We start from the raw sequence: 24,584 nt of genomic DNA, 5'->3' as shown, positions 1-24,584 counted from the left end.
CGTTCACGTAGCCTTGAGGGAGTGAGACCAAGGAGGATCTTGTGAGTGATCTCGTGTGGGCCGACGCCGCTATTCCCGAAGAAGGCGCAGCCCAGGCCGCAAATCTGTTCCGTGACGCGTTTGGATATGAGCCTCAGGGCGTGTGGAGCGCGCCCGGGCGCGTCAATATCATCGGTGAGCACGTGGATTACAACGGCGGGCCGTGCCTGCCGATTGCGCTCCCGCACCGTGCCTACGTGGCCCTGGCGCCGCGCGCGGATCGGACAATTCGCCTGATTTCGCCGCAGACGCGCGAGGCGATTGACGTGCTCGATCTCGATGTGATCGGCCCGAAGGGGACCCCTGGCGAGGTGACGAATCATTGGGCCGCCTACCTCGCGGGTGTCGCGTGGGCGCTTGAACAGGCCGGATATGGCCCGTTGCCCGGTTTTGATGCGGCCCTGTGGTCGTGCGTGCCGCTGGGTGGTGGCCTCTCGTCGAGCGCCGCGCTCGAGTGTGCGACCGCGGTTGCCCTTGACGAGGTGTGCTCCCTGGGGCTCGCCGGCACGGTCGAGAACCCCAACGACGAGGGGCGCAAAGTCCTCGTGGACGCCGCGCGCGCTGCGGAAAACCAGGTGGCGGGCGCGAATACCGGTGGCCTGGACCAAACGGCCTCCCTGCGCTGCCGCGAAGGCCACGCGCTGGCCCTCGACTGTCGCGACATGTCGACGCGCCAGGTTCCCTTTGATCTGGGTGCGGTCGGCCTCGAGCTCCTCGTCATCGACACGCGGGCCAAGCATTCGCTGGCGGACGGCCAGTACGGCTCGCGCCGCGCGGACTGTGAGGAGTCTGCGCGCATCCTGGGGGTGGACCAGCTCGTGGACGTGATCGACCTGGACGAGGCCTCGGCTGCCCTGGGTGATGAGCGCTTGGCTGCGCGTACACGCCACGTCGTCTCTGAGATCGCGCGTACGCGCGCATTCATCGAGCTTCTCGACGAGGGACCGCTGGAGGGGACGCGCCTGGCGGTCGCGGGCGCGCTCCTCAATGATTCTCACGACTCGCTGCGTGACGACTACGAGGTGTCCTGTGAGGAGCTGGACGTGGCCGTGGAGGCCGCTCGCGCCGCGGGCGCTCACGGCGCGCGCATGACGGGTGGTGGCTTCGGCGGCAGTGCGATCGCGCTCCTCGACGCACACGCTGTGGAGGCGGTGGCGCGAGCCGTCGCTGCCGCCTACGCCGAGCGGGGATGGGAGCCTCCGCACTTCATCCGATCCCTCCCGGGAGCGCCCGCCGGACGCCTCGGCTGAGCGATCTGTGACAAACCGAGGGGCCGGTGCTTCAGCATTTGAAGCACCGGCCCCGGCCTCGTTACACTGAGAGGCAGCACAAACGAGGGAAGGACACTTCGATGGGGATCAGCAAACGAGCATGGCAGGTAGCGGGCGCGGCAGCCGGCGGCGCGAGCCTCTTCGGTGGCGGCCTGGCGATCGGACGCCTGCTGCGGCTGGATTCCCAGCGCGGTGACTACCGCAAGGCCTGGGAAGACCACAACCTCGCGACCCTCGACCGCCTCCGCGAGTGTGATGAGCACCCCGAGGGCGAGCGTCCCTACCTGGTCGTCTCCCTCGGCGACTCGTCCGTGCAGGGAATGGGCGCCTCGCGCATCACCGAGTCCTACCCGGCGCGCGTCGCCTCCGCGATCAAGACCCAGCTGGACCGCGAGGTTCTGCTGCTCAACCTCTCCCTGTCGGGCGCGACCATCGAATCTGTCGAACTCACCCAGATCCCGCAGATGCGCGGCCTGGGCCTCCTGGATGGGCCCTACAGCCCCGACCTGGTCACGCTGACCATCGGCGGCAACGACGTGATGGCCGAGGACATGGCACCCGGACAGTTCGAGGAGCGCCTGCGCCGCGTTCTCGCCTCCCTGCCTGCTGACGCCTTGGTTTCCACCATCCCGTCTTTCGGCATCATGCCGCAGGAAAGCCGTGCGCAGGACATGTCCGACCGCATCGGTGCCGCGGTCGCCGACAGCGCCGCCCACCTGGTCGACCTGCGTTCTCTCACCCAGGAATACTCGCTGCCGACCTACACCTTCGCCTACCACGCGGCGGACTTCTTCCACCCCAACTCGGCGGCCTACGCCAAGTGGGCGCAGCTCTTCGCCGACGCGTGGGCCGAGTCCCGACGTGAGCCAGCCCCCGTTGTCGAGGACGCTCCCCAGTGGGACATGCTCTCGGCGCGGGTGGCACAATCGGAGTATGACGACTGACGGACCGTGGCTCGTCGTCGGGTTAGGTAACCCCGGCGCGCAGTATGCCTCCACCCGACACAACGTCGGGTACTTGACCCTCGACGTGCTCGCCTCGCGCGGTGGTGCGACCCTGACGTCGCACCGTTCGCGCACGCACACCGCCGACGTGCGCCTCGGGATTGGCCCCGGCGGAGTGCCCGGTCCCCGCGTGGTCCTCGCCCGCTCCGACAGCTACATGAACACCTCCGGCGGGCCGATCAGCGCGCTTGCCTCCTTCCACAAGATCGAGCCCTCGCGTATCCTCGTCATCCACGATGACATGGACCTGCCCGCGCACACGCTGCGTCTCAAGGTCGGCGGGGGAGAGGGCGGCCACAACGGCCTGAAGTCCCTCACACAACACTTGGGAACGCGCGAATACGCCCGCCTGCGCATCGGCGTGGGGCGCCCGCCGGGGCGCATGGACCCCGCCGACTATGTGCTGGGCACGCTCCCCTCCAAGGAACGCCCCGACTGGGACGTGACCTTCGAGCAGGCCGCTGACGTCGTTGAAGACATCGTCACCAAGGGATTCGCCCCCACCCAGATGGCCCTGCACACCGGGTCCTGAACAAGGTGGTGCCCCACGCTGGGCACCGCCGCGCACTCTCACCGCGAAAGGCAGCGCGTGCTACTCACCGGACTCCTCCCGGACATCTCCACCGATCCCGCGATCGAGACGGCCACCGACTCCATCGAAACGGGCCGCTCGGGCACGATCGTCGCACCGGTCGGCATCAGGCCGCCCCTCCTCGCAGCCGTCGCCTCGCGCGCGGCCACGCCGCTCGTCGTCCTCACAGCCACCGGGCGCGACGCGGAGTCGCTGACCAACGCCCTGGCCTCGTGGATCCCGGGCGTGGCCATGCTTCCCGCGTGGGAGACCCTGCCCCACGAGCGTCTGTCGCCCCAGGTCGACACGATGGCTCGACGAATCGCCGTCCTGCGCCGCCTCTCCCACCCCATCCAGGGCGATGAGAGCGCGGGCCCGCTGTCCGTCCTCGTCGTGCCGATCCGCGCCTTCCTTCAGCCGATCATCTCAGGCCTGGCAGACCTCGAACCCGTGCGCGTGCGCACCGGCGACATCCTCGACCTCACCGACGTGACGAACCGACTGGCCGAGCTCGGCTACGAGCGCGTCGACATGGTCGAAGGACGCGGCCAGATGAGCGTGCGCGGCGGCATTCTCGACGTCTTCCCGCCCCAGGAGGCCCACCCGCTGCGCGTCGAGCTGTGGGGCGACGAAGTCGACGACATCCGCGCCTTCTCCGTCTCTGACCAGCGGACCCTCGGCGAGGCCGCCGACGGTCTGTGGGCTGTGCCCTGCCGTGAGCTCCTCCTCACCCAGGCTGTGCGCGCCCGCGCCCGCGAGGCCGCCGACCGCCTGCCCGGTGCCGCTGAGATGCTGACCCTCGCTGCCGAGGGAATCGCAGCCCCCGGCATCGAATCCCTCGCCCCGATTCTGGTCAGCGGCATGGAATCCCTGCTCGACCTGCTGCCCGCCGGTTCGCCGATCCTCGCCTCCGACCCCGAACGCATTCGCGCCCGCGCCGCCGACCTGGTCGCCACAACCGAGGAGTTCCTCGCCGCCGCGTGGAGCGCCGCCGCCGGGGGAGCTGACACTCCGCTCGAGGCCTCCAAGGCCTCGTTCCTCGACCTGAGCGAGCTGTGGGGGAGCGGCACGCGCCCCTGGTGGGAGCTTACCGATCTGCCGCCCGCCGACCTCGCCTCCGCGATCGACGAGGCCGAGGCTGGTTCACCCTCTGCGGACGGCCCCGCGCCCGTGGTCGTCTCGCCCACCCTCATGCGCGTGGGTGCCCGCGACGTGCACCCCTACCGCGGGGACTTCGCCCGCGCCGCCGCTGATCTCACCGACCTGGCCCGAGGCGGCTGGCGCATCGTCGTCACCACCGAAGGCCCCGGCCCGGGACGCCGCATCCGCTCCATCCTCACCGACGCCTCGTGCCCGGCCGCGCTCGCGGACAACGTGGAAGCGCGCCCCGACCCCGGCCTCGTGACCATTACGACGGCGCAGGCCGGCGTCGGATTCGTCGCGCCGCACCTGAAGATCGCGATCCTCACCGAAGGCGACCTCACCGGGCGCGCGGGAGCGTCCACGCGCGACATGCGGCGCATGCCTTCGCGCAGGCGCAAGGGCGTGGACCCGCTCACCCTGCATCCCGGGGACTACATCGTCCACGACCAGCACGGCATCGGACGCTTCATTGAGCTGGTCTCGCGCACGATCGGGCGAGGAGACGCCGCATCGACGCGCGACTACCTGGTCATCGAATACGCGCCCTCCAAGCGCGGACAGCCCGCCGACCGGCTCTTCGTGCCCACCGACGCGCTCGACCAGATCTCGAAGTACACCGGATCCGACGAGCCGACCCTGACGAAGATGGGCGGCGCCGACTGGGCGAAGACGAAGGCACGCGCGAAGAAGGCCGTCAACGAGGTCGCCAAGGAACTCATCCGCCTGTACGCGGTGCGTCAGCAGACCAAGGGGCACGCCTTCGGGCCCGACACGCCCTGGCAGCGCGAACTTGAGGATGCCTTCCCCTACGTCGAGACTCCCGACCAGCTCGTCACCATCGACGAGGTCAAGGCCGACATGGAAAAGCCCGTGCCCATGGACCGCCTCCTCACCGGCGACGTCGGCTACGGAAAGACCGAAATCGCCGTACGCGCGGCGTTCAAGGCCATCCAGGACGGCTACCAGGTTGCGGTCCTCGTGCCCACGACCCTGCTGGTCACCCAGCACGCCGAGACCTTCGCCGAGCGCTACGCCGGTTTCCCCGTGCGCATTGGTACCCTGTCGCGCTTCTCGACCCCGAAGGAAACCGAGGAAGTCAAGGCGGGCCTGGCCTCGGGCGAAGTCGACCTGGTGATCGGCACACACTCGCTGCTGACCGGCACCGTCTCCTTCAAGAAGCTCGGCCTGGTCATCATCGACGAGGAGCAGCGCTTCGGCGTCGAACACAAGGAGACCCTCAAGGCCCTGCGCACCGACGTGGACGTCCTGTCGATGTCCGCCACACCGATCCCGCGTACCCTCGAGATGGCGATCTCCGGCATCCGCGAGATGTCGATCCTCCAGACTCCGCCCGAGGAGCGACAGCCGGTCCTGACCTTTGTCGGCGCCTACACGGATGCGCAGGTCAGCGCCGCGATCCGCCGCGAGCTCCTGCGCGATGGTCAGGTCTTCTACGTGCACAACCGGGTTGACTCGATCTCCTCGGTCGCGGCCCACATCGCCGAGCTGGTCCCCGAGGCGCGCGTGCGCACCGCTCACGGCAAGATGAACGAGCACCAGCTCGAGGCCGTCATCCAGGACTTCTGGAACCACGAGTTTGATGTCCTCGTGTGCACGACCATCGTCGAGACCGGCCTGGACATCTCCAACGCGAACACGCTCATCGTTGATCGTGCCGACACCTTCGGTCTGTCCCAGCTCCACCAGCTGCGCGGGCGCGTGGGGCGAGGCCGCGAACGCGCCTACGCGTACTTCTTCTACCCGGGCGACAAGGCCCTGACCGAGACCGCGCACGAGCGCCTCAAGACGATCGCCGCGAACAGCGAGCTGGGCGCGGGCCTGGCGGTCGCCCAGCGCGACCTTGAGATCCGAGGTGCGGGCAACCTCCTAGGAGGCGCGCAGTCCGGCCACGTCGAAGGCGTCGGATTCGACCTGTACGTGCGCATGGTCTCCGACGCGGTCGCCGCCTACCGAGGCGACGCCCCGACCGAAAAGACGGACGTGCGCATGGACCTGCAGGTCGACGCGCACATCCCCGACGGCTACGTGCGCGGCGAACGCCTGCGCCTCGAGATCTACGCGAAGATTGCGGCTATTGCCACACCCGAACAGGAAGCGGACGTGCGCGAGGAGCTCGTCGACCGCTACGGCCCCATCCCGCCCCAGGTCGACCTGCTCTTCGCCGTCGCACGCCTGCGTGAGATCGTGCGCCGGGCAGGCATCACCGAGGTCGTCACGCAGGGCAAGTACCTGCGCGTCTCCCCGGTCGAGCTGCGCGACTCCCAGGTCATGCGACTCAAGCGCCTGCACCCCGGAACGGTCATCAAGGCCGCCGTCCGCCAGGTCCTCGTGCCGCTGCCGCTCACGTCGCGTGTCGGCGGGTCACCGCTCACCGACGGCCCACTCCTGGAGTGGGTGGAGACTCTGGTGACCAAGATTCTTGTGCCTTTTGGCGAGTAGTGCCTGTGGTGGAATACACTGGTCCTATTGCGTCGCAACACATCTGAGGAAGGAACGCTCGTGCGCTACACACGCCAGCTCGCCACCGCCGCCCTGATCGTGGCCGCAGGACTGGGAATGGGGGCATGCTCCGCCCATCCCGGCGCTGCCGTCAGCACCAGCAATGGCAACTACAGCATCGAGGAAATCAACGAGGCCGTTGCCCAGTTCGATGTAGTGACGGCTGGGCAGAGCGGGGTCGGAGAACAGCAGGCGCGCGCCGCCCTCGTCAACGCTCCGCAGCTTGCGGCCGTGGGGGCCGCCGTGGGAGTCGCCGTGACCGATGAGGAGATCGACTCCACCATCGCTCAGATAGCGCAGAAGGCGGGCGGGCAGAGTCCCGAGCTCGGCCGAGCGACGCGCGAGATCCTTCGCTCCATGCTTCTGGGCCAGAAGCTCAGCGATTTCGCAAACGCGAATCCGGCTGCGGTGTCGACCATGAATGAGGTCTTCGCGCAGGCTCGCGCAACGTCCGACGCGCGCATCAACCCGCGCTTCGCTCAGCCGTCCCTGGGTGGCGGTCAGGCTGCTGCGACACCTCTGTTTGGTGACGCCGTCTCCGGCGGCCAGCAGGATCCCATGGCTGCGCTGATGGGTGGCGGCAGCGCCAACTGACGGACGTGTGAGTATTCGCTCACAGTGCTCTCGACAGGGACTAATGTCGCTTGTCGGTGCGAAAAAGTGGGGCGCAAAGCCCCGCACAACACAACGTCCCCCTCGCCGGGGGTGACCACATATGGCGGTCCGTATTACCGTTGTACTGACCGCTTCCACGCAACAACATCGATTGGAGAATGACATGGCAGTTATTGAAGGCATTGGTGCACGCGAGATCCTCGACTCGCGCGGTAACCCCACCGTTGAGGTTGAGGTCGTCCTCGAGGACGGCACCGCTGCGCGCGCGTCCGTTCCCTCCGGCGCGTCCACCGGCGCGTTCGAGGCCGTCGAGCGTCGCGATGGCGACAAGGGCCGCTACCTCGGCAAGGGCGTCCAGGACGCCGTCGACGCTGTCGTCGAGCAGATCGCTCCTGAGCTCATCGGCGAGGAAGCTGACGATCAGCGCTACATCGACCAGGCCATGATCGACCTGGACGGCACCCCCAACAAGGGCAAGCTCGGCGCGAACGCCATCCTCGGCGTCTCCCTCGCCGTCGCCAAGGCCGCTGCGAAGTACGCGGACCTGCCCCTGTACAAGTACCTGGGCGGCCCCAACGCTCACGTCCTGCCCGTCCCCATGATGAACATCCTCAACGGTGGCTCCCACGCGGACTCCAACGTTGACATTCAGGAGTTCATGATCGCTCCCCTCGGCGCTCCCTCCTTCCGTGAGGCTCTGCGCTGGGGCGCCGAGGTCTACCACACGCTCAAGGGCGTCGTGAAGGATCGCGGCCTGTCCACCGGTCTGGGCGACGAGGGCGGCTTCGCCCCCAACCTGGACTCCAACGCTGAGGCCCTGGACCTGATCGTCTCCGCGATCGAGAAGGCCGGCTTCAAGCCGGGCGAGGACGTCGCGCTGGCCCTGGACGTTGCCTCTTCCGAGTTCTTCAAGGACGGCCTGTACCAGTTCGAGGGCGAAGGCCGCTCGACCGAGTACATGGTGGAGTACTACGAGAAGCTCATCTCGAACTACCCGCTGGTCTTCATTGAGGATCCGCTGGATGAGGACGAGTGGGATGCTTGGAAGGCCCTGACCGCCGAGATCGGTGGCCGCGTCCAGCTGGTCGGCGACGACCTGTTCGTCACCAACCCCGCCCGCCTGAAGAAGGGCATTGAGCTGGGTGCTGCGAACGCGCTGCTCGTGAAGGTGAACCAGATTGGTTCGCTGACCGAGACCCTCGACGCCGTCGAGGAAGCGCACCGCAACGGCTACCGTACGATGACCTCGCACCGCTCCGGCGAGACCGAGGACACCACCATCGCCGACCTGGCCGTCGCCACCAACTCCGGCCAGATCAAGACCGGTGCTCCCGCTCGTTCCGAGCGCGTCGCCAAGTACAACCAGCTGCTGCGCATCGAGGAGCAGCTGGGCGAGGCCGCCGTGTACGCCGGCCGCTCCGCCTTCCCTCGCTTCAAGTGAGTCTAGGCAACTAGCCGCATAGCTCCGCGCGGGCCCGCAAGGGTCCGCGCGGAGTTTTTTCGGCGTGGGGATCAGCCAAATGTGTCGATGTAGGGCACGATAGAAGAATGGCTAGTCGTCGTCCTTCCTCCCGCCCCTCCTCGCGTCGCCGCTCCTCCTCGTCGGAGGCGGCGCGTACGACGCGTGAGATTAACGCGGAAAAGTCGCGTCAGCGCAGGGCTGCCGCGAAGGCTGCGAAGTCCTCGAAGGGGGCCGAGGCCTCGGCGAGGAAGCGTGAGAAGGCTCCCAAGGCGGAGAAGCGGGAGGGGGCCGGTCGCCGTTTCTTCCGCTCTGAACGGCGTGAGGACAAGCAGGCGGCGAGGCGATCGGCGGGGGAGGGGCGCTCCGTCCTGTCGATCGGCGGCCTCGACGTGTCGACGCGTCTCATCGTTGTCCTCACGGTCGCGGCGATCCTGTCCGTCATGCTCGTGCCGAGCCTGTACCAGTGGTGGCAGCAGGAGCGTGAGCTCGCGCAGATCAAGGCTCAGGTGGCCCAGCAGCAGCAGAAGAACGCCGACATGCAGCGACAGCTGGATCTGTGGAATGACCCCGACTACATTTCGACGCAGGCGCGCGAACGCCTCGGATACGTTCGCCCCGGTGAGACTCAATACACGGTGGTGGATCCGGGGCCGCAATACCAGGATTCCGCCTTGGCTGCCGCTGCGGCCTCGACTGGACCGGCGCGCCCCTGGGTGCAGCAGCTCGCTATCCTAGTGGGGAAGGCGGACCAGCCGCCTACGACGACGCCCATCCCGTCGGCTGACACCAGCCAGTCGGGACAGGCGATGACCACCGGCCAAGAAAGCGGAGAATGAGCCTCGTTAACGTCACCGACGCCACCGAAGAGGACCTGGAGGTCCTGCGCTGCCAGCTGGGCCGCGTCCCCCGTGGAGTCGTCGGTATCGCCGCGCGATGCGTGTGCGGTCGGCCCACCGTCGTGGCCACAGCGCCGCGCCTGCCCGACGGGACGCCGTTCCCCACGACGTACTACCTGACGCACCCGGCTGCCGTGAAGGGTGCCTCGACTCTTGAGGCCGAGCACGTCATGGAGGCCTTCAACGAGGAGCTGGCGCAGGACGAGGAGCTGCGCGCCGCCTACGCGCGCGCCCACGAGGCGTACATTCAGGCGCGCCTGTCCCTGGGCGACGTCCCCGAAATCTCTGGTGTCAGTGCGGGCGGTATGCCCACGCGCGTCAAGTGCCTGCACGCTCTGGTCGGGCACTCCCTGGCCGCGGGCCCCGGCGTCAACCCCATCGGTGATCGTGCGCTCGCGATGCTCGCCGAGCGCGGCCTGTTCTCCACCGAGCGCTGCTCCTGCTGAGCGGCCCCACCAACGTTCGCCCCGGCCTCGTCCGGGACTCACACGACCAGAAACGAAGCGATGACCCGCGTAGCTGCCATTGACTGTGGAACCAATTCGATCCGACTGCTCGTCGCCGACGGGCATATTGATGAAAGCGGTCGCCCGCGCCTTGCCGACCTGACCCGACAGATGCGCATCGTGCGCCTGGGGCAGGGCGTGGACGCGCGCGGCTACCTGGATCCTGCGGCGATTGAGCGCACGGTGGAGGCCACCGTCGAGTATCAGCGCATGATCGAGGCCCTGGGCGCGACGAAGACCCGCTTCGTGGCGACGTCGGCGACTCGAGACGCCTCCAACAGCGCGGATTTCGTGCGCCAGATCAAGGCTGTCATCGGCGTGGAGCCCGAGGTGGTCGTCGGCACGGAGGAAGCCTCCCTGTCCTTCAACGGCGCGGTGAGTGGGCTCGGTGAGTCCGTCGCCGCCCCGATGCTGGTCGTCGACATCGGCGGTGGCTCGACTGAGCTTGTGCTGGGCGCGACACGTGTCGAGCAGGCGATCTCGATCGATATGGGTGCTGTGCGCGTCACCGAGAAGTTCCTCGCCGACGTGGACCCCGCGGGCGGCGTGCCGGCGGCGGATCAGGAGCGAGCGATTGCGTGGATCGACGAGCAGCTCGATCGCGCCGAAAAGTCCGTGGACCTGGCGCGTGTGCGCGCCCTCGTGGGCGTCGCGGGCACGGTCACGACGCTGACCGCTCAGGCGCTTGGCCTGACCTCCTACCAGCCCGAGCGCATCCACGGTGCCCGCTTGAGCGCCGCGCAGTTCGAGGAGGCGGTGCGTTTCATGGTCGATCAGCCGACGTCCGTGAAGGCCTCCCTGGGCTTCATGCCTGAGGGCCGCGAGGACGTCATCGCCGCCGGCGCGCTCATCTGGAGTCGTATCGTGACGCGCGTGCTCGACCGCGCCGAGGCGGCCGGGCACCCGATCGAGCAGGTCGTTACCTCCGAGCATGACATCCTCGACGGTATCGCTCAGGCGATGATCTGAGGCAGCTTGAGGTGAGCGCCAGCCTCCCGTAGGCTGGACCTGCGCCCCGGCGCGCCCCCGTGGCCCAATTGGCAGAGGCAACCGACTTAAAATCGGTGTGTTGTGGGTTCGAGTCCCACCGGGGGTACTGACGGCAGGCCTCATCGACGAGGCCGGGGCTCGGTGCGCGCGTACCTGACCTCGCGTGGACTCCGGGTTGCGCTGCGCGCATAATGGAACGTTTCCCACGTGTGGGTGCCACGTGCGACACTAGTGGCAGTACATCACTGACCAAGGAGGAAATATGGCCAACCCGGTGATGAATTCGATCGTGAAAGACTGGTCGACCCAGCAGGCGACTCCCGCCGGATACCCGGCGATGCCGGGGTACCAGCCCGCCTCGCAGCAGGCGCCCAATCCCTACGGCGGTTCGACGAACCCCTACGCGCAGGGCGGAGCCGGCAACGCCGCGCAGAATACCTATCCGGTGCCCCAGGGAGCGCCCGTGTACGGCGTCCCCCAGGGGCAGCAGGGTGCCTACGCCGACTCCATGGCCTCCTACGAGGCAATGATGAACGCTCCCGCCGCCGACGCCGTGGACCGCGGCACGATGACCTTCGACGACGTCGTGGTCAAGTCCATCATGTGCTTCGGCCTGCTTCTTGTGGGTGCGACGGCCGGGTGGATGACGGGCATCGTTGCGATGGGTCTCGCGTTGGTGCTGTTCTTCGCCTCGTGCGCCGTGACGGCGGGCCTGGCGCTCTTCATCCAGTTCTCGAAGAAGATTCGCCCGGGTGCCATCGTCACCTACTCCCTCATTGAGGGCTTCAGCCTCGGCGTGATCTCCTACACCTTTGAGGCCTTCTTCCCGGGTATCGTGATCAGCGCGGTTCTGGCGACCCTCGTCGTCATCGGCACGACCTTGGCTGCCTTCATGCTGGGCTTCGTGCGTAACTCGTCGACGCTGACCCGCGTCGCGGGGATCGGTTCCGTTGCCTTCTTCTTCTACTACCTCGTCACCTTTGCGCTGTCGGTCACCGGCATGGTGGACATGCGGGCCGTCAACAGCACCACCGTCTTCGGTATTCCGCTCGGCGTCATCATCGCCGTTCTCGCCGTCTTCATCGGCGTGCTGTGCCTCGTCCGTGACTTTGACGCGGTGAAGGTGGGCGCCGCGAGCAACGTGCCCGTGAAGTACGCGTGGCTGTGCACCTTCGCGATCATGACCGACGTCATCTGGATCTACCTCGAGATCCTGAGGATCCTGTCCTACCTCATGCGCCGCAACTGATGCGCCGCCCCACCGATACACCTCAAGGAAAGACACCATGGAAAACATCTGCGTGACCGGCGAATTCGGTCGTAAGCCCGTCCTCGCCTTCGACGGCACTCCGTCCGATGAGCTCGTCGTCGAGGTCCTGCACGCTGGCGACGGTCAGGTCGTCGAGGCCGGCGACACGATCACCTGCCACTACTACGGTGCGGTCTTCGGCTCGAAGAATGACTTCGACAACTCCTTCGACCGCGGCGGCGCCCTGTCCTTCCAGATTGGCGTCGGCATGGTCATCCCCGGGTGGGACGAGGGCCTCGTGGGTAAGCGCGTGGGCGACCGCGTCCTGCTGTCCATCCCCGCTGATCTCGGCTACGGTGATCGCGGTGTCCCGCAGGCGGGTATCCCCGGCGGCGCGACCCTCGTGTTCGTCACCGACATCCTCGGTGTGAACTGATCTCATCGTTGACGGGGGCGGGTCGGCTTGTGTGCCGACCCGCCCCCGTTATGTTCGAGGTCCGATATGCCCATTACTCGCTGGGCAGAGCCGGGCAGGCGACGCCCGTGCGCGCATGGCATTCGTAGCCGCCCGGATTCTTGAACAGGTACTGCTGGTGATAGTCCTCGGCGTACCAGAATCGCGCGTTGGAATCGGCGTCGGGTGCGGTGGAGATAACGGTCTGGATGGGCCCGAAGCCGCGTGCGGACAGAACGTCCTGGTAGGCCTCGCGCAGGGCGGTCGCGTCGCGCAGCTGCTCCGGCGTCGTCGTCCAGATCTGCGAGCGGTACTGGTCGCCGATGTCGTTGCCCTGGCCGCCGACCTGCGTGGGGTCGTGGATCTCAAAGAAGAGACGAATCAGGTCGGCCGCGCTCGTCAGTGACGTGTCGAAGAGAACGCGCACGGTTTCCGCGTGGCCCGTCGTATGAGAGCAGACCTGCTCATAGGTGGGATCGGGGGTATGCCCGCCCATGTACCCCGTCGCGGTGGTGACGACTCCGGGCGCGTTCCACAGGGCCTTCTCGACGCCCCAGAAGCACCCCGCTGCCAGGTAGATGACCTCCTGGCCTGCCCCGGCCTCGGCCCTCATATTCGAGCCGAGGACCGCGTGCGTCGTGGGCGCTACATCAGTGCGTGCGAGCGTGAAGATGTTGTTCATGCAAGACAGTATGCGCCACTAACCGCGTACATGGCGCGCTGCGCGGACGGAAACGAGGCTGCGGGCGGGTACGCTTGTGGGTGAACGAAAAGGAGGGACCGTGGCCGCAACTCAGGAACAGCCGCGCTGGAAACTATCCGACCTCATGGGCAGGCTTTCCGCCGCGCTGCCCACAAAGCACGCTGACGGACCCGCGCCCGCCCCCGTCATGGTGTCCGTGCGTGAGGAACACGAGGATGAACGCGACGTGACCCTCGCCGTCCCGCGGACCCTGCGCGTGGCCGCCGCGTTCTCGTGGCGCACCCTGGTCGTTGCCGGCCTGGTGATGGCCGTCCTGTGGGGTATCGCGCGCCTGACGATCGTCATCATGCCGGTGGCGATTGCGCTGACGGTGGCCGTGCTTCTGGAACCCCTCGTGTCCTGGATGCGGCGCCGTCTGCACCTCCCAGCGTCGCTGGCTGCGACCGTCGGCCTACTCGTCTTCTTCGCGGCCGTCGCCGGCGCGCTGAGCCAGGCGGCCGCCGAACTCATTCAGCAGGTCCCGCAGTTGGCGACGCAGGCCGCGGATGGTTTCCGCGCCCTGCTCGATGCGATCCTGCACAACGAGTTCCTGCAGAATGGCCCCCTCAAGATTGATACGACCGTCCTGACGTCCGCGGCTGAACAGCTGCGGGCCGAGTTGGTCAACTGGCTCAACACGAACAAGGAAACGCTGGCGACTGGCGCCCTGAACATCACCTCCTCGGTGGGCACGCTGGCCACGTCCGGCCTGACGATGCTGTTCTGCCTGTTCTTCTTCCTGAAGGAGGGGCGCTCGATTTGGCTGTGGTGCGTGCGCCTGCTGCCCGCCCCCGCGCGCGTCCCCGTCCACGAGAGCGCGATCCGCGGATGGGCGACATTCGGCTCTTACGTGCGTACGCAGATTCAGGTGGCGGCCATCGACGCGATCGGCATCGCCCTGGGCGCGTTCTTCCTGGGCGTACCTCTGGCCATCCCGATTGGTGTCATCACGTTCTTTGCTGCCTTCGTTCCGATCCTCGGTGCTCTGACCTCGGGCGTGATCGCTGTGCTGGTCGCGGCCGTTAATGGTGGCCTGACGAAGGCGGTCATCATGCTGGTGATCATCCTGGTCGTTCAGCAGATCGAGTCCAACATTCTGCAGCCCTTCATGATGTCGAACGCGGTGTCCTTGCACCCCGTGGCCGTCATGCTGGTCATCACCGCGGGATCTGCGATTGCCGGTATCGCGGGCGCGATCTTCTCAGTGCCGATCGCGGCCTTTATCAACGCGACGGTCATGTACCTGCACGGCTACGACCCGATGCCTGAGCTGGCGACGGCTGAGGATCGCCCGGGTGGCGCCCCTGGTGCCCTTGAGGAAGAGGTTGCGGCATCCTACGCGGGTAAGCCCGATACGCGCCCGTACGTGGCTCGCGAGGAGGCTGGTGAGGACGAGGTCGTGGCGTCGCTGGACGCTCACGTCGAGGTCCATGCGGAGGCTGAGAAGGGGGATTCCGCGGAAGCGCCCGCGGCCACCGAGAACGAGAAGTCTGGCGAGCCTTCGACGCCCCACGTCGAGGCCTAGGCATCCCACGCGTATAAACGCAGGAGCGGGTCCCACCATGAGGTAGGACCCGCTCCGTGTTGATTGGGGGCCGGGCGCGTAGAGGCCCGCCCGCGTGTCGGCTCAGCCTTCGAAGGGTACGGCCTCGATGATCTCGACGTCGATCATGCGGCCCGTGGGGGCCTCAAAGGAGAGCTTGTCGCCGGCCTTGTGACCGATGACAGCGGCACCCAGGGGAGCCTGGGCGGAGAAAACCTGGATGCCCAGGTCGCCGCCGGCGTCGCGCGAACCGAGCAGGAACTTCTGCTCGCGGCCCGCAACAAGGGCCGTGACGACCATGCCGGGCTCGACGATGCCGTCGTCGGCGGGGGTCTCGCCGACCTCGGCGTGCTCAAGCATCTCCTGGAGGGCCTGGATGCGGGTCTCGTTCATGGACTGCTCGTTGCGCGCGGCGTGGTAGCCGCCGTTCTCGCGCAGGTCGCCCTCCTGGCGGGCGGCGTCGATGAGGCGTGCGATCTCGACGCGCTTGACCTCAACGCGCTCCTTCAGCTCGTTCGCGAGCAGGTCGTACTGGGCCTGCGTGAGCCACTGTGTGTCAGCCATGGTTCCTCCAATGACGTGTGAGTAATCGAGCGCCGACACGGGTGCCGGCGCGCATGGTGTCGAGTGTAGCAACATTGCGCCAGGCCTCGGGTGTCGGGCACCTGGGTGGCGAGTCAGGAATTCAAGACTGCCAGGTAGACGGCGACGCAGTGGCAGGCCCACGCGGCGACGGTGAAGGCGTGGAAGATCTCGTGGAAGCCGAACCAGGCGGGGGAGGGGTCGGGCTTCTTCGTACCGTAGACGATCGCGCCGAGTGTGTAGAGGACGCCTCCGGCGACGATGAGCCAGACGACGACCGGGCCGCCGCCCACCCACAGCTGGGGCAGATACCAGACCGCGACCCACCCGAGCGCGACGTAGACGAGCGTGGTCAGCCAGCGCGGGGCGGTGGGCCAAAAGAGATTGAGGAGGATGCCGACGAGCGCCCCGCCCCAGACGACCGACAGGAGGACGGTTGCGTCGAATCGCTCAAGGAGAGCGATCGTGATCGGCGTGTACGTACCCGCGATGAGCAGGAAGATGTTGGAGTGGTCCAGGCGCTTCCACATGATCTCCCAGCGCGGCGCCCAGTAGAAGCGATGGTAGGTGGCGGAGACTCCGAAGAGGATGAGGGAGCACGCCAGGTAGACGGCGGATCCGATCTTCGTCGCCGTCGTGGGTGCCAGGCAGACGAGGACGATGGATGCGGCGAGAGACAGCGGGGTAGCGCCCAGGTGTAGCCATCCGCGCAGCTTCGGCTTGATCTGCACGAGCTGGCCCGAGAACCACTCCTTGGGCGTGAGCGATGCGATGTTCATTCGTTCCCCCGATCGAGCTGTCAACATTTCTTACGAGTCCGTAGGTTACTACGCCGTAACTTATTGTGACAGGCGTGTTCTCGCACTCCGAGAGTATTTCTGTTTCCCTGTGTCCCCGGGCGCGATAACCTTAATGGCATAAGACTACGCTGCACCGCGGGGTGCGACAGCATCAGGAGGGACACCATGGCCCAGTGGAACATGCTCTACGACATGTACGAGCGTCGCCTCAAAGCCGAGCTGTCTGACGCCGCCGTTCCCGCACACATCGGCGTCATCCTGGACGGTAACCGCCGCTGGGCGAAGTCCCTGGGCGCGACCGCCTCGCAGGGACACCGCGCTGGCGCCGGAAAGATCAGCGAGTTCCTCCAGTGGTCCGACGACGCGGGTGTGTCGATCGTGACGCTGTGGCTCCTCTCAACCGACAACCTCTCGCGCGATGCCGGCGAGCTGGGCGAGCTGCTGCGCATCATCTGCGAGGCCGTGTCGCTCCTGGCGGATCAGGGACGCTGGAAGCTGGCCGTGGTCGGCGACCTGTCCCTGCTGCCCGAGAAGGTGGCTGAGGACCTGCGTGCCTCCGTCGCGCGCACTGCCGACGTGCAGGGAATGACCGTCAACGTCGCGGTCGGCTACGGGGGCAGGCATGAGATTACCGAGGCCGTGCGCGCCATGATGCGCGAGGCCTCCGCCCAGGGCAAGACCCTCAACGAGCTCGCCGACTCTTTCACCGACGCGGACATCACGGCCCACCTGTACACGAAGGACCAGCCCGACCCCGACCTCGTCATTCGCACCTCCGGCGAACAGCGCCTCTCGGGCTTCATGCTGTGGCAGTCCGTGCACTCCGAGTACTACTTCTGCGAGGTCTACTGGCCGGACTTCCGGCGCGTCGACTTCCTGCGCGCCCTGCGTTCCTACGCGCAGCGCGAGCGCCGCATGGGCAAGTAGGGACGCGCCGAACGCCACCTTGCGAACGAACGAGGCCGGACCCCGATGGGGACCGGCCTCGTGAACGTGTGCGTTGGAATCAGGCGAGCTGGTGCGCCCAGGGCGGATTCGCGCCCTTGCGCGACACCGTCACGTCGGACACGGCGCTCGCGCGGTCGATGATAGCGCGGACCTGCTCCTCGGGCAGGGTTCGCAGAGTCTCGCGAGCCTCGCCACCACGCAACCCCATGCCCCACATGGCGTCGATGATGCCACCCATGAAGGAGTCTCCCGCGCCGACCGTGTCGACGACCGGGACGTCCGCGGGGGTCTTCGTGAAGCGCAGGCCCGAGACGGTGGCGACCTCGCTGCCGTGCTTGCCGCGCGTGACCACCACGAGAGACGGTCCCATACCCAGCCAACGATCCACGACCTCGTCGATGGGAGCGCCGCCCGTCAGCCACTCGATGTCCTCATCCGACACCTTGACGACGTCCGACAGCGCAATGAAACGCTCAAGGGCGGCCAGTGCTGCCTCCGGCTCCCCCATGATCGAGGGACGCGCGTTCGGATCGAAGCACACGAGCGCGTGCTCGCGTCCACGGGCCAGCGCATCGAGGACCGCAGAAGCGCCGGGCTCGATGATCGCGGAGATCGAACCGGCCTCAAGGATCTGAGCGGTCGCCGGAACCTTGATCGGCGGAGTCGGCGCCCACTCCAGGTCGAAGGTGTAGGAGGCTGCGCCCGACTCGTCCAGGCGTGCCAGCGCCGTCGACGTGTGCGAGGCGCCGCGCGAGGCTGCGGTGACGTGCACGCCGGAATCGTTCATGTGGAAGTCGATGAGGCGACCGCGCTCGTCCAGACCGATCCACGTCGCCAGAGCCACCGGCCGACCCAGACGCCCCAGCGTCAGGGCGACGTTCGCGGGAGAACCACCCGGGATCTCAACGGGGAAGTCGGGCTGCTCATACGTCATGACGACGTCGATGAGCGCCTCGCCGATCGCGAGAATGTGGGGGCCAGATTGCACCGTCATGGTGTCTCCTCACCTGCGTGTGAGCGGATCTACAGAATGTACATTAGCGTGCTTCCGCGCCGGGTGTCATCGTGCGTTCAGAAAGACGCGTCTGGGCGCCGTCCAAGATCTGGGAACAGCGCGCTGCCAGTGCTTCGCCGCGTTCCCACATCGTGAGAGTGTCCTCGAGCGGCGCCTGCCCGCCTTCGAGGGTTTGGACGATGCGCACGAGCTCGTCGCGCGCCTCCTCGTAACCGAGGGACTGGGGATCGGGGAGCTGGTCGTTCGTGGTCATAACAGTGTTCCTTTGAGTGAGAAGTCTGGGGACGAGGCCGGGACGGGTCCTGCGGGTCAGGCGTCTGCCTCGGGGGTGTTCGGGGCGGGAGTGGGGTTCGTGGCGCCCACAACCTGGGCGACCATGCGGCCCGACGCCAGGATGCCCTCGATGAGATCACCCTTCTTGATCTGCGCCGAGGACGTGATGAGGGCGCCCGAGGGCGTCTTTAGGAGCGCATAGCCGCGGTCCAGCGTCGCCTGCGGGGACAGGGCCGTCAGGGTCGCGCGCGAACGCGTGAGCTGCTGGCGCTCCGACGCGAGTCGACGCTCGATCGCCGCTCTCAGCGCGCTCACCTTCTGCGCGAGGGCCACGCGGTGCCCCTCGACGATCGCCTCCGGGCCCTGGAGCACCGGGCGCGACGCGATGAGCGTCAGGTTCGACCGCTCCGTCGCCAGGCGTGCCCCCAGCGCCCCGCGCATGCGGGTCAGCGCCTGAGAGATGCCGTCGCGCTCGCGGGCGCGGTCCGGGACGATGCGGCGAGCCGCATCCGTCGGGGTCGACGCCCGGTAGTCGGCGACCAGGTCCAGCAGGGGAGAATCGCCCTCGTGGCCAATCGCGGAGACGATGGGCGTGCGGGCGTCCGCGGCGGCGCGCACAAGGCGCTCATCGGAGAAGGGGAGCAGGTCCTCGACCGCGCCGCCGCCGCGTGCGATCACGATGACGTCCACGTCCTCCATCGCGTCCAGCTCGAGGAGCGCGCGGCCCACCTCGGGCACGCAGTGATCGCCCTGCACGGCGACCTCGCGGATCTCGAAGCGCGCAGCCGGCCAACGGTCCGACGCGTTCACGACCACGTCGTCCTTCGCCTTCGCGTTGCGGCCGCAGATCAGGCCGATCGTGCGCGGCAGGAAGGGGAGGGGCTTCTTGCGGGCATCCGAGAACAAGCCCTCGGCCGCCAGGCGGGCGCGCAGCGCCTCAATCTGGGCCAGCAGATCGCCCACACCCTGCAGGTGAATCTCCGCGGCCTGCAGGTTGAGGCGGCCCGAGCGCTCCCAAAACACCGGCTTCACGCGCGTCACCACGCGCGCGCCCTCGGTTAGCGGCGTCGAATCCATGACGCCCGCCCACGCGGTCACCGTCATCGACGTGTCCGTCTGCAGGTCGCGCAGCGTCAAAAAGTGCATCTTCGCGCCCGGACGCACCTTGTACTCAACGACCTGGCCCTCCACCCACAGGGGGCTCATGCGGTCCACGTACACCTTGATGTTCTCCGTCAGCCTGCGCAGCGGCCACGGATTATCCCGCGTGGTATCAGCCGCCTTCGCGGCGGGCGGACGAGGCTGGGGCGATCCGCCCGGAGGCGGCGCAGCAGGGGAATGAGGCAATGTCACGCCACTCAGCATGCCACACGAATAGCCCCGCCGCGCTGCCGCGCCACTCCCCTGTGGACAGCCCCTCTTGCCCGGTCGGGTGAGCGTGAGGGGGCGCCCGGGCCCGCCCCTCGCCCAGGGCAGTCGGGGAGCGGGGGCAGCCCCGGCCTCGTCGATGAGGAGCGTGTGGGATTGCCACGAGCGCGCGCACGGGCCCGTCCCCGGGCGCTAGTGTGGAAGCATGAATGAAAACGTCGACCTGCGTGCCAGCGCCGAATCCCCCCTGCCTGCCTCCCACGGCGAGGGCAGCGGCCGCATTCTCTTGGCGGCCCCGCGCGGATACTGCGCCGGTGTGGACCGCGCCGTCGACGTCGTCGAAAAGGCCCTCGAGCTCTACGGCGCGCCCGTGTACGTGCGCAAGGAGATCGTCCACAACAAGTTCGTCGTCGAGTCGCTGACCAAGCGCGGCGCGATCTTCGTGCAGGAGACCGACGAGGTGCCCGAGGGGGCCCGCGTCGTCTTCTCCGCGCACGGCGTCTCCCCGGCTGTCCATGAGGCCGCTGCCACTCGACACCTCGCCACGATCGACGCGACCTGCCCGCTCGTGACCAAGGTACACCGCGAGGCCGTGCGCTTCGCGAAGGAAGACTACGACATCATCCTGGTGGGCCATCAGGGGCACGAGGAGGTTGAGGGCACCTTCGGCGAGGCCCCCGACCACATCCAGGTCGTCGGCACCCCCGACGAGGTCGAGGGCGTCGTCGTGCGCGACCCCTCGCGCGTCGTGTGGATCTCCCAGACCACGCTCTCCGTCGACGAGACCCGCGAGACCGTGGACCGCCTGCGCCAGCGCTTCCCGCAGCTCATCGACCCGCCGTCGGACGACATCTGCTACGCCACCCAGAACCGCCAGGGTGCCGTGAAATTCATCGCGCCCCAGGTGGACGTCATGGTCGTCGTCGGATCGGCGAACTCCTCGAACTCCGTGCGCCTCGTCGAGGTCGCGCTCGAGGCCGGGGCGGGCGCCGCCTACCGTGTCGACAAGGCCGACGAACTCGACGAATCCTGGTTCGAGGGGGCCCAGACCGTGGGCCTCACCTCCGGCGCGTCCGTGCCTGAAATCCTCGTGCGCGACGTCATCGAATGGCTACAGGAGCACGGATTCCCCACCGTCGAGGTGGCCCGCACCGAAACCGAATCGACGACCTTCGCGCTGCCCCGCGACCTGCGCGCCGACCTCAAGAACGCCGGCATGGCACCCTCGCGCCCCCACGCGCCCCGCGTCGCCGGGCCAAACCACACGAAGTAGGGCAACGCCACCGGGCCTGCTCCGATAGGATGGGGGCGTGTCTCTTACTATCGGTATCGCTGGACTGCCCAACGTCGGCAAGTCCACCCTGTTCAATGCCCTGACCCGTGCGACCGTGCTCGCCGCGAACTACCCCTTCGCGACCATCGAGCCCAACGTCGGCGTCGTGCCCCTGCCCGACCCGCGTCTGAACACGCTCGCGGAGATCTTCGGCTCCCAGCGCATCATCCCCGCCACCGTGTCCTTCGTCGACATCGCCGGCATCGTGCGCGGCGCCTCCGAGGGTGAGGGCCTGGGCAACCAGTTCCTGGCCAACATCCGCGAGGCCGACGCGATCTGCCAGGTCACGCGCGCCTTCTCCGACCCCGACGTCGTGCACGTTGACGGCAAGGTGGACCCGGCCTCGGACATCGAGACCATCAAGACCGAGCTGATCCTCGCCGACATGCAGACGATCGAGAAGCAGATCCCGCGCCTCGAAAAGGAGGTGCGCGGCAAGAAGACCGAGCCGATCGTTCTCGAAACCGCGCGAGCGGCTCTCGAGCTGCTGGAGCGCGGCGAGCTGCTGTCCGGCCCCGAGGGCGCCAAGCTGGACCAGGACGCGCTGCGTTCCTTCCAGCTCATGACCTCCAAGCCCTTCATCTTCGTGTTCAACATGGACGCCGCCGAGATGGACAACGAGGAGATGAAGGACGAACTGCGCTCCCTCGTAGCCCCCGCCGAGGCCATCTTCCTGGACGCCCAGTTCGAGGCCGAGCTGGTCGAGCTCGACGACGAGGACGCCCGCGAGATGCTCGCCGAATCCGGCCAGGACGAGTCCGGCCTGGACAAGCTGGCCCGCGTCGGCTTCGACACCCTGGGCCTGCAGACCTACCTCACCGCCGGTGAGAAGGAAGCGCGCGCCTGGACGATCCACAAGGGCGACACCGCCCCCAAGGCCGCTGGCGTCATCCACACGGACTTCGAAAAGGGCTTCATCAAGGCCGAGGTCGTCTCCTTCGATGACCTGGTCGAGGCCGGCTCCATGGCCGCCGCGAAGGCCGCCGGCAAGGTCCGCATGGAAGGCAAGGACTATGTGATGGCGGACGGAGACGTTGTTGAGTTCAGGTTTAATGTTTAATCATTTCTGAACGAGGCAGCGGCCGGGTCGCGCGAGGGCGTGGCCCGGCACTTGCTTATGGCGAGAGTAACAGGTCCATCTGCGTGACGAAGTGTGCGATGCTCTTGGAATACCAAGGGATCCTCGCCGTGATGGCGAGGATCCCCGTAGTAGACTGCGTTGGTCCAAGCCCAACGCGATTACCAATAAGGTAACATTAAAGTGTGGTAGAGGGAAGTGTGATCTTAGACCTAGCTGGTTCGGCGAGGCTTGCTCCATACCTCCAGGAAGCGGATGGAGATGACGAGCGTGCTTGTGAACTTTACTTGTGGGTTACAGATCTCGCGGGGGCGTTGTTTTCGACTATCGCGTTTGTTGAGGTCGGTTTGCGAAACTCAATGGATCGCAAGCTGCGGGTGTGGAATGATCAACAGGGGCCTGAATATAGGATGGATTGGGCGCTAGGCAAGGGGGCGGCGCCCTTGCTGTATGACCTTGTCACCCACAAGAGCCTTGCGGTCGCCCAGAATTTTGCGCGTGAGCAATCGCGCTTGCGTCCAAAGACTCATCCGCGTCGTTTGGCAGCCGTCACGCACGATGATGTTGTGTCGCATTTTATGTTCGGAACCTGGGTCTATCTCATTAAGCCGAGGGTTTGGAATCAGCCTCAGCAGTGTCAACAGTTGTGGCAAGAATGTTTGTCGGATGCGTTTCCCTATGCGGACCCTTCCGACTTGGGCCGTGAGAGGCTGGCTGATCAGCTCGATCGAGTGAGGAAGCTGAGGAATCGTGTGGCTCATCATGAGAACTTGTTGTCCGTCGACATCCGTTGGCGGCTGCGGGACATGCTTGGCATTCTTGCATTGATAGATCCGAAGCTGCCTGATCTTGCGATGCAGGGCAATCGAGTGCGCTCGCTCGTTCGGACAGACCCTCGCCGCTCGTGGTGAATGCAGTCCTGATGCGTGACGGCCTGGGCGAAGCTGGTCCAGAAGGGGTTGAGATCGTTGACTATCACTGAAATTGCTCCGATTCACCCGGGCGAGGTTCTCATGGAGGACTTCGTTGAGGGGTTCGGAATTACACAGCATAAGCTCGCTGTCGCTATCGGTGTTCCGCCCCGTCGTATCAACGACATCGTCCATGGGAAGCGGGGAATTACGGTCGATATCGCGATGCGGCTTTCCCGCTACTTCGGTACGACCCCGGGATTCTGGATGAACCTGCAGATGCGCTACGAGCTCGACCGTGCCGAAGATGCGCTGGGGGATACGTTGAGTGGAATCGTTCCGCTTGCGATGGTGGAAATCGCCTGAGGTGAGGGGCCTGACGAGGCGGTGGCCGGGTCGCGCGAGAGCGTGGCCTGGCTTTGGCCTTGAGCGAGTGCGAGCGTGAAGCATGTCGCCGGTCATGCGGTGGTAGTGTGCGGCCATGACGACGGATAGCCGGTACTTATGGCCGCGCTTGGCAAGGAAGCGACAATGCAGGCATCTGCTCTCGGGGATGACGGCGTGCAGACCGTGCGCCACTGGCTCTACGCGCCGGGCCACCGCGCATCCATGTGGGACGACTTTTACGCGCGCGGCATCGTGGGGCTCGTCTGGGGGAGATAGGTGACCTGAGGGCGTGCGCCAGCAGGTCGGACCTGGAACGCCAGATGCTTCAGACATCCTCTCTTGGAGTGGCAGCACTGCCTCTTAGAAGCGTTCTACCCGGTGATCTACCTGGACGCGATCCGCATCAAAGTCTAGGTTCTAGTGGTGGTTGCAACGGATCTTGGTGAAGGAGTTCATTGTGGCTGGTGTTGGTCGTGTTTTTCAGGGGGTTGAGTACCCCTCCCGTTGGGAGGCGTGTCAGGCTCGGCATCGGGAGTATGTACGGGCTTTGGCTGATGGTTTGAACTTCACGCAGGCTGCTCATGCTGTTGGGGTTTCGAAGCGGACGGGTAAGGTCTGGCGTAATGGCCGGACTCGGTCAAGTGGACGGTGTGAGCGAGCTAGTATTGCTCCTCAGGCTCATTGGTACCGTCTGTATATGAAGTGCCAACCTCATCGGGTCAGTAAACGGTTCTTGTCGCTCAAGGAACGCATGCTCATCTTCGGATGGCGCGTCGAGGGGCTCTCTATTCGTGACATTGCTCGACAGTTAGGACGTTCGCCCTCGACTGTGAGCCGGGAGCTGAAGCGTAATGGGATTACCTCCACGTGCTACAACCCCTACA

General features: G+C 66.6%; 25 protein-coding genes and 1 tRNA gene. 20 read left to right on the top strand and 6 right to left on the bottom strand.

The window, feature by feature from the left end; genetic code table 11:
- Positions 1-41: 41 nt before the first annotated feature.
- The 12 genes from galK (at position 42) to O3656_RS07655 (ending at position 12,702) form a co-directional block, all read left to right on the top strand.
- Positions 42-1,289, top strand: a complete 1,248-nt coding sequence (gene galK, locus O3656_RS07710; RefSeq protein ID WP_500063381.1) for a galactokinase — start codon at positions 42-44, stop codon at positions 1,287-1,289.
- A gap of 101 nt (positions 1,290-1,390) precedes the next feature.
- A complete protein-coding gene (locus O3656_RS07705) occupies positions 1,391-2,254 on the top strand; it encodes an SGNH/GDSL hydrolase family protein (RefSeq protein ID WP_500063380.1) in 864 nt (287 codons plus the stop codon).
- Positions 2,244-2,846: an aminoacyl-tRNA hydrolase gene (gene pth / locus O3656_RS07700; protein WP_500063379.1), complete on the top strand. Its 603-nt coding sequence runs from the start codon at positions 2,244-2,246 to the stop codon at positions 2,844-2,846. Before O3656_RS07705 ends, pth begins: the two co-directional genes overlap by 11 nt.
- A 57-nt stretch (positions 2,847-2,903) precedes the next feature.
- Entirely contained in the window at positions 2,904-6,488 is a 3,585-nt protein-coding gene (gene mfd, locus O3656_RS07695; protein ID WP_500063378.1) for a transcription-repair coupling factor, read from the top strand.
- A 60-nt stretch (positions 6,489-6,548) separates the two neighbouring features.
- A complete protein-coding gene (locus O3656_RS07690; RefSeq protein WP_500063377.1) occupies positions 6,549-7,142 on the top strand; it encodes a hypothetical protein in 594 nt (197 codons plus the stop codon).
- A 184-nt stretch (positions 7,143-7,326) separates the two neighbouring features.
- Positions 7,327-8,604, top strand: a complete 1,278-nt coding sequence (gene eno / locus O3656_RS07685; protein ID WP_500063376.1) for a phosphopyruvate hydratase — start codon at positions 7,327-7,329, stop codon at positions 8,602-8,604.
- 107 nt (positions 8,605-8,711) lie between these two features.
- On the top strand, positions 8,712-9,461 hold the full coding sequence (locus tag O3656_RS07680; RefSeq protein ID WP_500063375.1) for an FtsB family cell division protein: 750 nt from the start codon (positions 8,712-8,714) through the stop codon (positions 9,459-9,461).
- Positions 9,458-9,967 (top strand): DUF501 domain-containing protein, encoded by a 510-nt coding sequence (locus O3656_RS07675; protein WP_500063374.1) that lies wholly within the window; start codon positions 9,458-9,460, stop codon positions 9,965-9,967. The genes O3656_RS07680 and O3656_RS07675 overlap by 4 nt, the downstream gene beginning before the upstream one ends.
- Positions 9,968-10,027: 60 nt before the next feature.
- On the top strand, positions 10,028-10,996 hold the full coding sequence (locus tag O3656_RS07670) for a Ppx/GppA phosphatase family protein (protein ID WP_500063372.1): 969 nt from the start codon (positions 10,028-10,030) through the stop codon (positions 10,994-10,996).
- 53 nt (positions 10,997-11,049) lie between these two features.
- A tRNA-Leu gene (locus O3656_RS07665) sits at positions 11,050-11,123 on the top strand.
- A 156-nt stretch (positions 11,124-11,279) separates the two neighbouring features.
- Positions 11,280-12,266, top strand: a complete 987-nt coding sequence (locus O3656_RS07660) for a Bax inhibitor-1/YccA family protein (protein ID WP_500063371.1) — start codon at positions 11,280-11,282, stop codon at positions 12,264-12,266.
- 37 nt (positions 12,267-12,303) lie between these two features.
- A complete protein-coding gene (locus O3656_RS07655) occupies positions 12,304-12,702 on the top strand; it encodes an FKBP-type peptidyl-prolyl cis-trans isomerase (RefSeq protein WP_500063370.1) in 399 nt (132 codons plus the stop codon).
- Positions 12,703-12,775: 73 nt separating this feature from the next.
- On the opposite strand, the gene msrA is transcribed toward O3656_RS07655, so the two are convergent.
- Positions 12,776-13,402 (bottom strand): peptide-methionine (S)-S-oxide reductase MsrA, encoded by a 627-nt coding sequence (gene msrA, locus O3656_RS07650; protein WP_500063369.1) that lies wholly within the window; start codon positions 13,400-13,402, stop codon positions 12,776-12,778.
- Positions 13,403-13,502: 100 nt separating this feature from the next.
- Here msrA and O3656_RS07645 point away from each other — a divergent pair, with 100 nt between their 5' ends.
- Positions 13,503-14,987 carry an AI-2E family transporter gene (locus tag O3656_RS07645; protein WP_500063368.1) on the top strand — a complete coding sequence of 495 codons (1,485 nt, stop codon included), beginning with the start codon at positions 13,503-13,505 and terminating at the stop codon, positions 14,985-14,987.
- Positions 14,988-15,089: 102 nt separating this feature from the next.
- Here the strand turns inward: O3656_RS07645 and greA are convergent, their stop codons facing one another.
- Together greA and trhA are read right to left on the bottom strand one after the other, a co-directional pair.
- Positions 15,090-15,569 carry a transcription elongation factor GreA gene (greA, locus tag O3656_RS07640; RefSeq protein ID WP_016460188.1) on the bottom strand — a complete coding sequence of 160 codons (480 nt, stop codon included), beginning with the start codon at positions 15,567-15,569 and terminating at the stop codon, positions 15,090-15,092.
- 113 nt (positions 15,570-15,682) lie between these two features.
- Positions 15,683-16,366, bottom strand: coding sequence for a PAQR family membrane homeostasis protein TrhA (gene trhA, locus O3656_RS07635; RefSeq protein WP_500063367.1), 684 nt, complete (start codon positions 16,364-16,366; stop codon positions 15,683-15,685).
- Positions 16,367-16,552: 186 nt separating this feature from the next.
- On the opposite strand from trhA, the gene O3656_RS07630 reads away from it, so the two are divergent.
- Positions 16,553-17,314, top strand: coding sequence for an isoprenyl transferase (locus O3656_RS07630; protein WP_500063366.1), 762 nt, complete (start codon positions 16,553-16,555; stop codon positions 17,312-17,314).
- Positions 17,315-17,393: 79 nt separating this feature from the next.
- On the opposite strand, the gene O3656_RS07625 is transcribed toward O3656_RS07630, so the two are convergent.
- Genes O3656_RS07625 through xseA form a run of 3 tightly spaced genes read right to left on the bottom strand, consistent with a single transcriptional unit; the run spans position 17,394 to position 19,988 of the window.
- Positions 17,394-18,329 (bottom strand): carbohydrate kinase family protein, encoded by a 936-nt coding sequence (locus tag O3656_RS07625; protein WP_500063364.1) that lies wholly within the window; start codon positions 18,327-18,329, stop codon positions 17,394-17,396.
- 43 nt (positions 18,330-18,372) lie between these two features.
- Positions 18,373-18,603 (bottom strand): exodeoxyribonuclease VII small subunit, encoded by a 231-nt coding sequence (locus O3656_RS07620; RefSeq protein WP_500063362.1) that lies wholly within the window; start codon positions 18,601-18,603, stop codon positions 18,373-18,375.
- Positions 18,604-18,659: 56 nt separating this feature from the next.
- Positions 18,660-19,988 carry an exodeoxyribonuclease VII large subunit gene (gene xseA / locus O3656_RS07615; RefSeq protein ID WP_500063360.1) on the bottom strand — a complete coding sequence of 443 codons (1,329 nt, stop codon included), beginning with the start codon at positions 19,986-19,988 and terminating at the stop codon, positions 18,660-18,662.
- A 208-nt stretch (positions 19,989-20,196) separates the two neighbouring features.
- Here xseA and O3656_RS07610 point away from each other — a divergent pair, with 208 nt between their 5' ends.
- The 6 genes from O3656_RS07610 to O3656_RS07585 all read left to right on the top strand — a co-directional run.
- Positions 20,197-21,264, top strand: a complete 1,068-nt coding sequence (locus O3656_RS07610; protein ID WP_500063359.1) for a 4-hydroxy-3-methylbut-2-enyl diphosphate reductase — start codon at positions 20,197-20,199, stop codon at positions 21,262-21,264.
- 37 nt (positions 21,265-21,301) lie between these two features.
- Positions 21,302-22,384: a redox-regulated ATPase YchF gene (gene ychF, locus O3656_RS07605; RefSeq protein ID WP_500063358.1), complete on the top strand. Its 1,083-nt coding sequence runs from the start codon at positions 21,302-21,304 to the stop codon at positions 22,382-22,384.
- 218 nt (positions 22,385-22,602) lie between these two features.
- A complete protein-coding gene (locus O3656_RS07600; protein ID WP_500063357.1) occupies positions 22,603-23,313 on the top strand; it encodes a hypothetical protein in 711 nt (236 codons plus the stop codon).
- A 57-nt stretch (positions 23,314-23,370) separates the two neighbouring features.
- Complete coding sequence (locus tag O3656_RS07595) at positions 23,371-23,679, top strand: HigA family addiction module antitoxin (RefSeq protein WP_204370896.1); 309 nt, start codon at positions 23,371-23,373, stop codon at positions 23,677-23,679.
- A gap of 165 nt (positions 23,680-23,844) precedes the next feature.
- A complete protein-coding gene (locus O3656_RS07590; RefSeq protein ID WP_286128661.1) occupies positions 23,845-23,976 on the top strand; it encodes a hypothetical protein in 132 nt (43 codons plus the stop codon).
- 421 nt (positions 23,977-24,397) lie between these two features.
- The coding region (locus tag O3656_RS07585; protein WP_500063356.1) for a helix-turn-helix domain-containing protein at positions 24,398-24,584 on the top strand (187 nt) is incomplete at its 3' end.

It is taken from the genome of Pauljensenia sp. 27098_8_83 (genome assembly GCF_041432695.1).
Lineage (GTDB): Bacteria > Actinomycetota > Actinomycetes > Actinomycetales > Actinomycetaceae > Pauljensenia.
Note: the sequence above shows the minus strand (reverse complement) of the source record. Positions and strands in the feature narration are given on the sequence as shown.

Coding starts and splice junctions, on each gene's coding strand:
- O3656_RS07705 (WP_500063380.1), top strand. CDS start 1,391: ATGGGGATCAGCAAACGAGCATGGCAGGTAGCGGGCGCGGCAGCCGGC.
- pth (WP_500063379.1), top strand. CDS start 2,244: ATGACGACTGACGGACCGTGGCTCGTCGTCGGGTTAGGTAACCCCGGC.
- eno (WP_500063376.1), top strand. CDS start 7,327: ATGGCAGTTATTGAAGGCATTGGTGCACGCGAGATCCTCGACTCGCGC.
- O3656_RS07680 (WP_500063375.1), top strand. CDS start 8,712: ATGGCTAGTCGTCGTCCTTCCTCCCGCCCCTCCTCGCGTCGCCGCTCC.
- O3656_RS07675 (WP_500063374.1), top strand. CDS start 9,458: ATGAGCCTCGTTAACGTCACCGACGCCACCGAAGAGGACCTGGAGGTC.
- O3656_RS07670 (WP_500063372.1), top strand. CDS start 10,028: ATGACCCGCGTAGCTGCCATTGACTGTGGAACCAATTCGATCCGACTG.
- O3656_RS07660 (WP_500063371.1), top strand. CDS start 11,280: ATGGCCAACCCGGTGATGAATTCGATCGTGAAAGACTGGTCGACCCAG.
- O3656_RS07655 (WP_500063370.1), top strand. CDS start 12,304: ATGGAAAACATCTGCGTGACCGGCGAATTCGGTCGTAAGCCCGTCCTC.
- msrA (WP_500063369.1), bottom strand. CDS start 13,402: ATGAACAACATCTTCACGCTCGCACGCACTGATGTAGCGCCCACGACG.
- greA (WP_016460188.1), bottom strand. CDS start 15,569: ATGGCTGACACACAGTGGCTCACGCAGGCCCAGTACGACCTGCTCGCG.
- trhA (WP_500063367.1), bottom strand. CDS start 16,366: ATGAACATCGCATCGCTCACGCCCAAGGAGTGGTTCTCGGGCCAGCTC.
- O3656_RS07630 (WP_500063366.1), top strand. CDS start 16,553: ATGGCCCAGTGGAACATGCTCTACGACATGTACGAGCGTCGCCTCAAA.
- O3656_RS07625 (WP_500063364.1), bottom strand. CDS start 18,329: ATGACGGTGCAATCTGGCCCCCACATTCTCGCGATCGGCGAGGCGCTC.
- O3656_RS07620 (WP_500063362.1), bottom strand. CDS start 18,603: ATGACCACGAACGACCAGCTCCCCGATCCCCAGTCCCTCGGTTACGAG.
- xseA (WP_500063360.1), bottom strand. CDS start 19,988: ATGCTGAGTGGCGTGACATTGCCTCATTCCCCTGCTGCGCCGCCTCCG.
- O3656_RS07610 (WP_500063359.1), top strand. CDS start 20,197: ATGAATGAAAACGTCGACCTGCGTGCCAGCGCCGAATCCCCCCTGCCT.
- O3656_RS07590 (WP_286128661.1), top strand. CDS start 23,845: ATGCAGGCATCTGCTCTCGGGGATGACGGCGTGCAGACCGTGCGCCAC.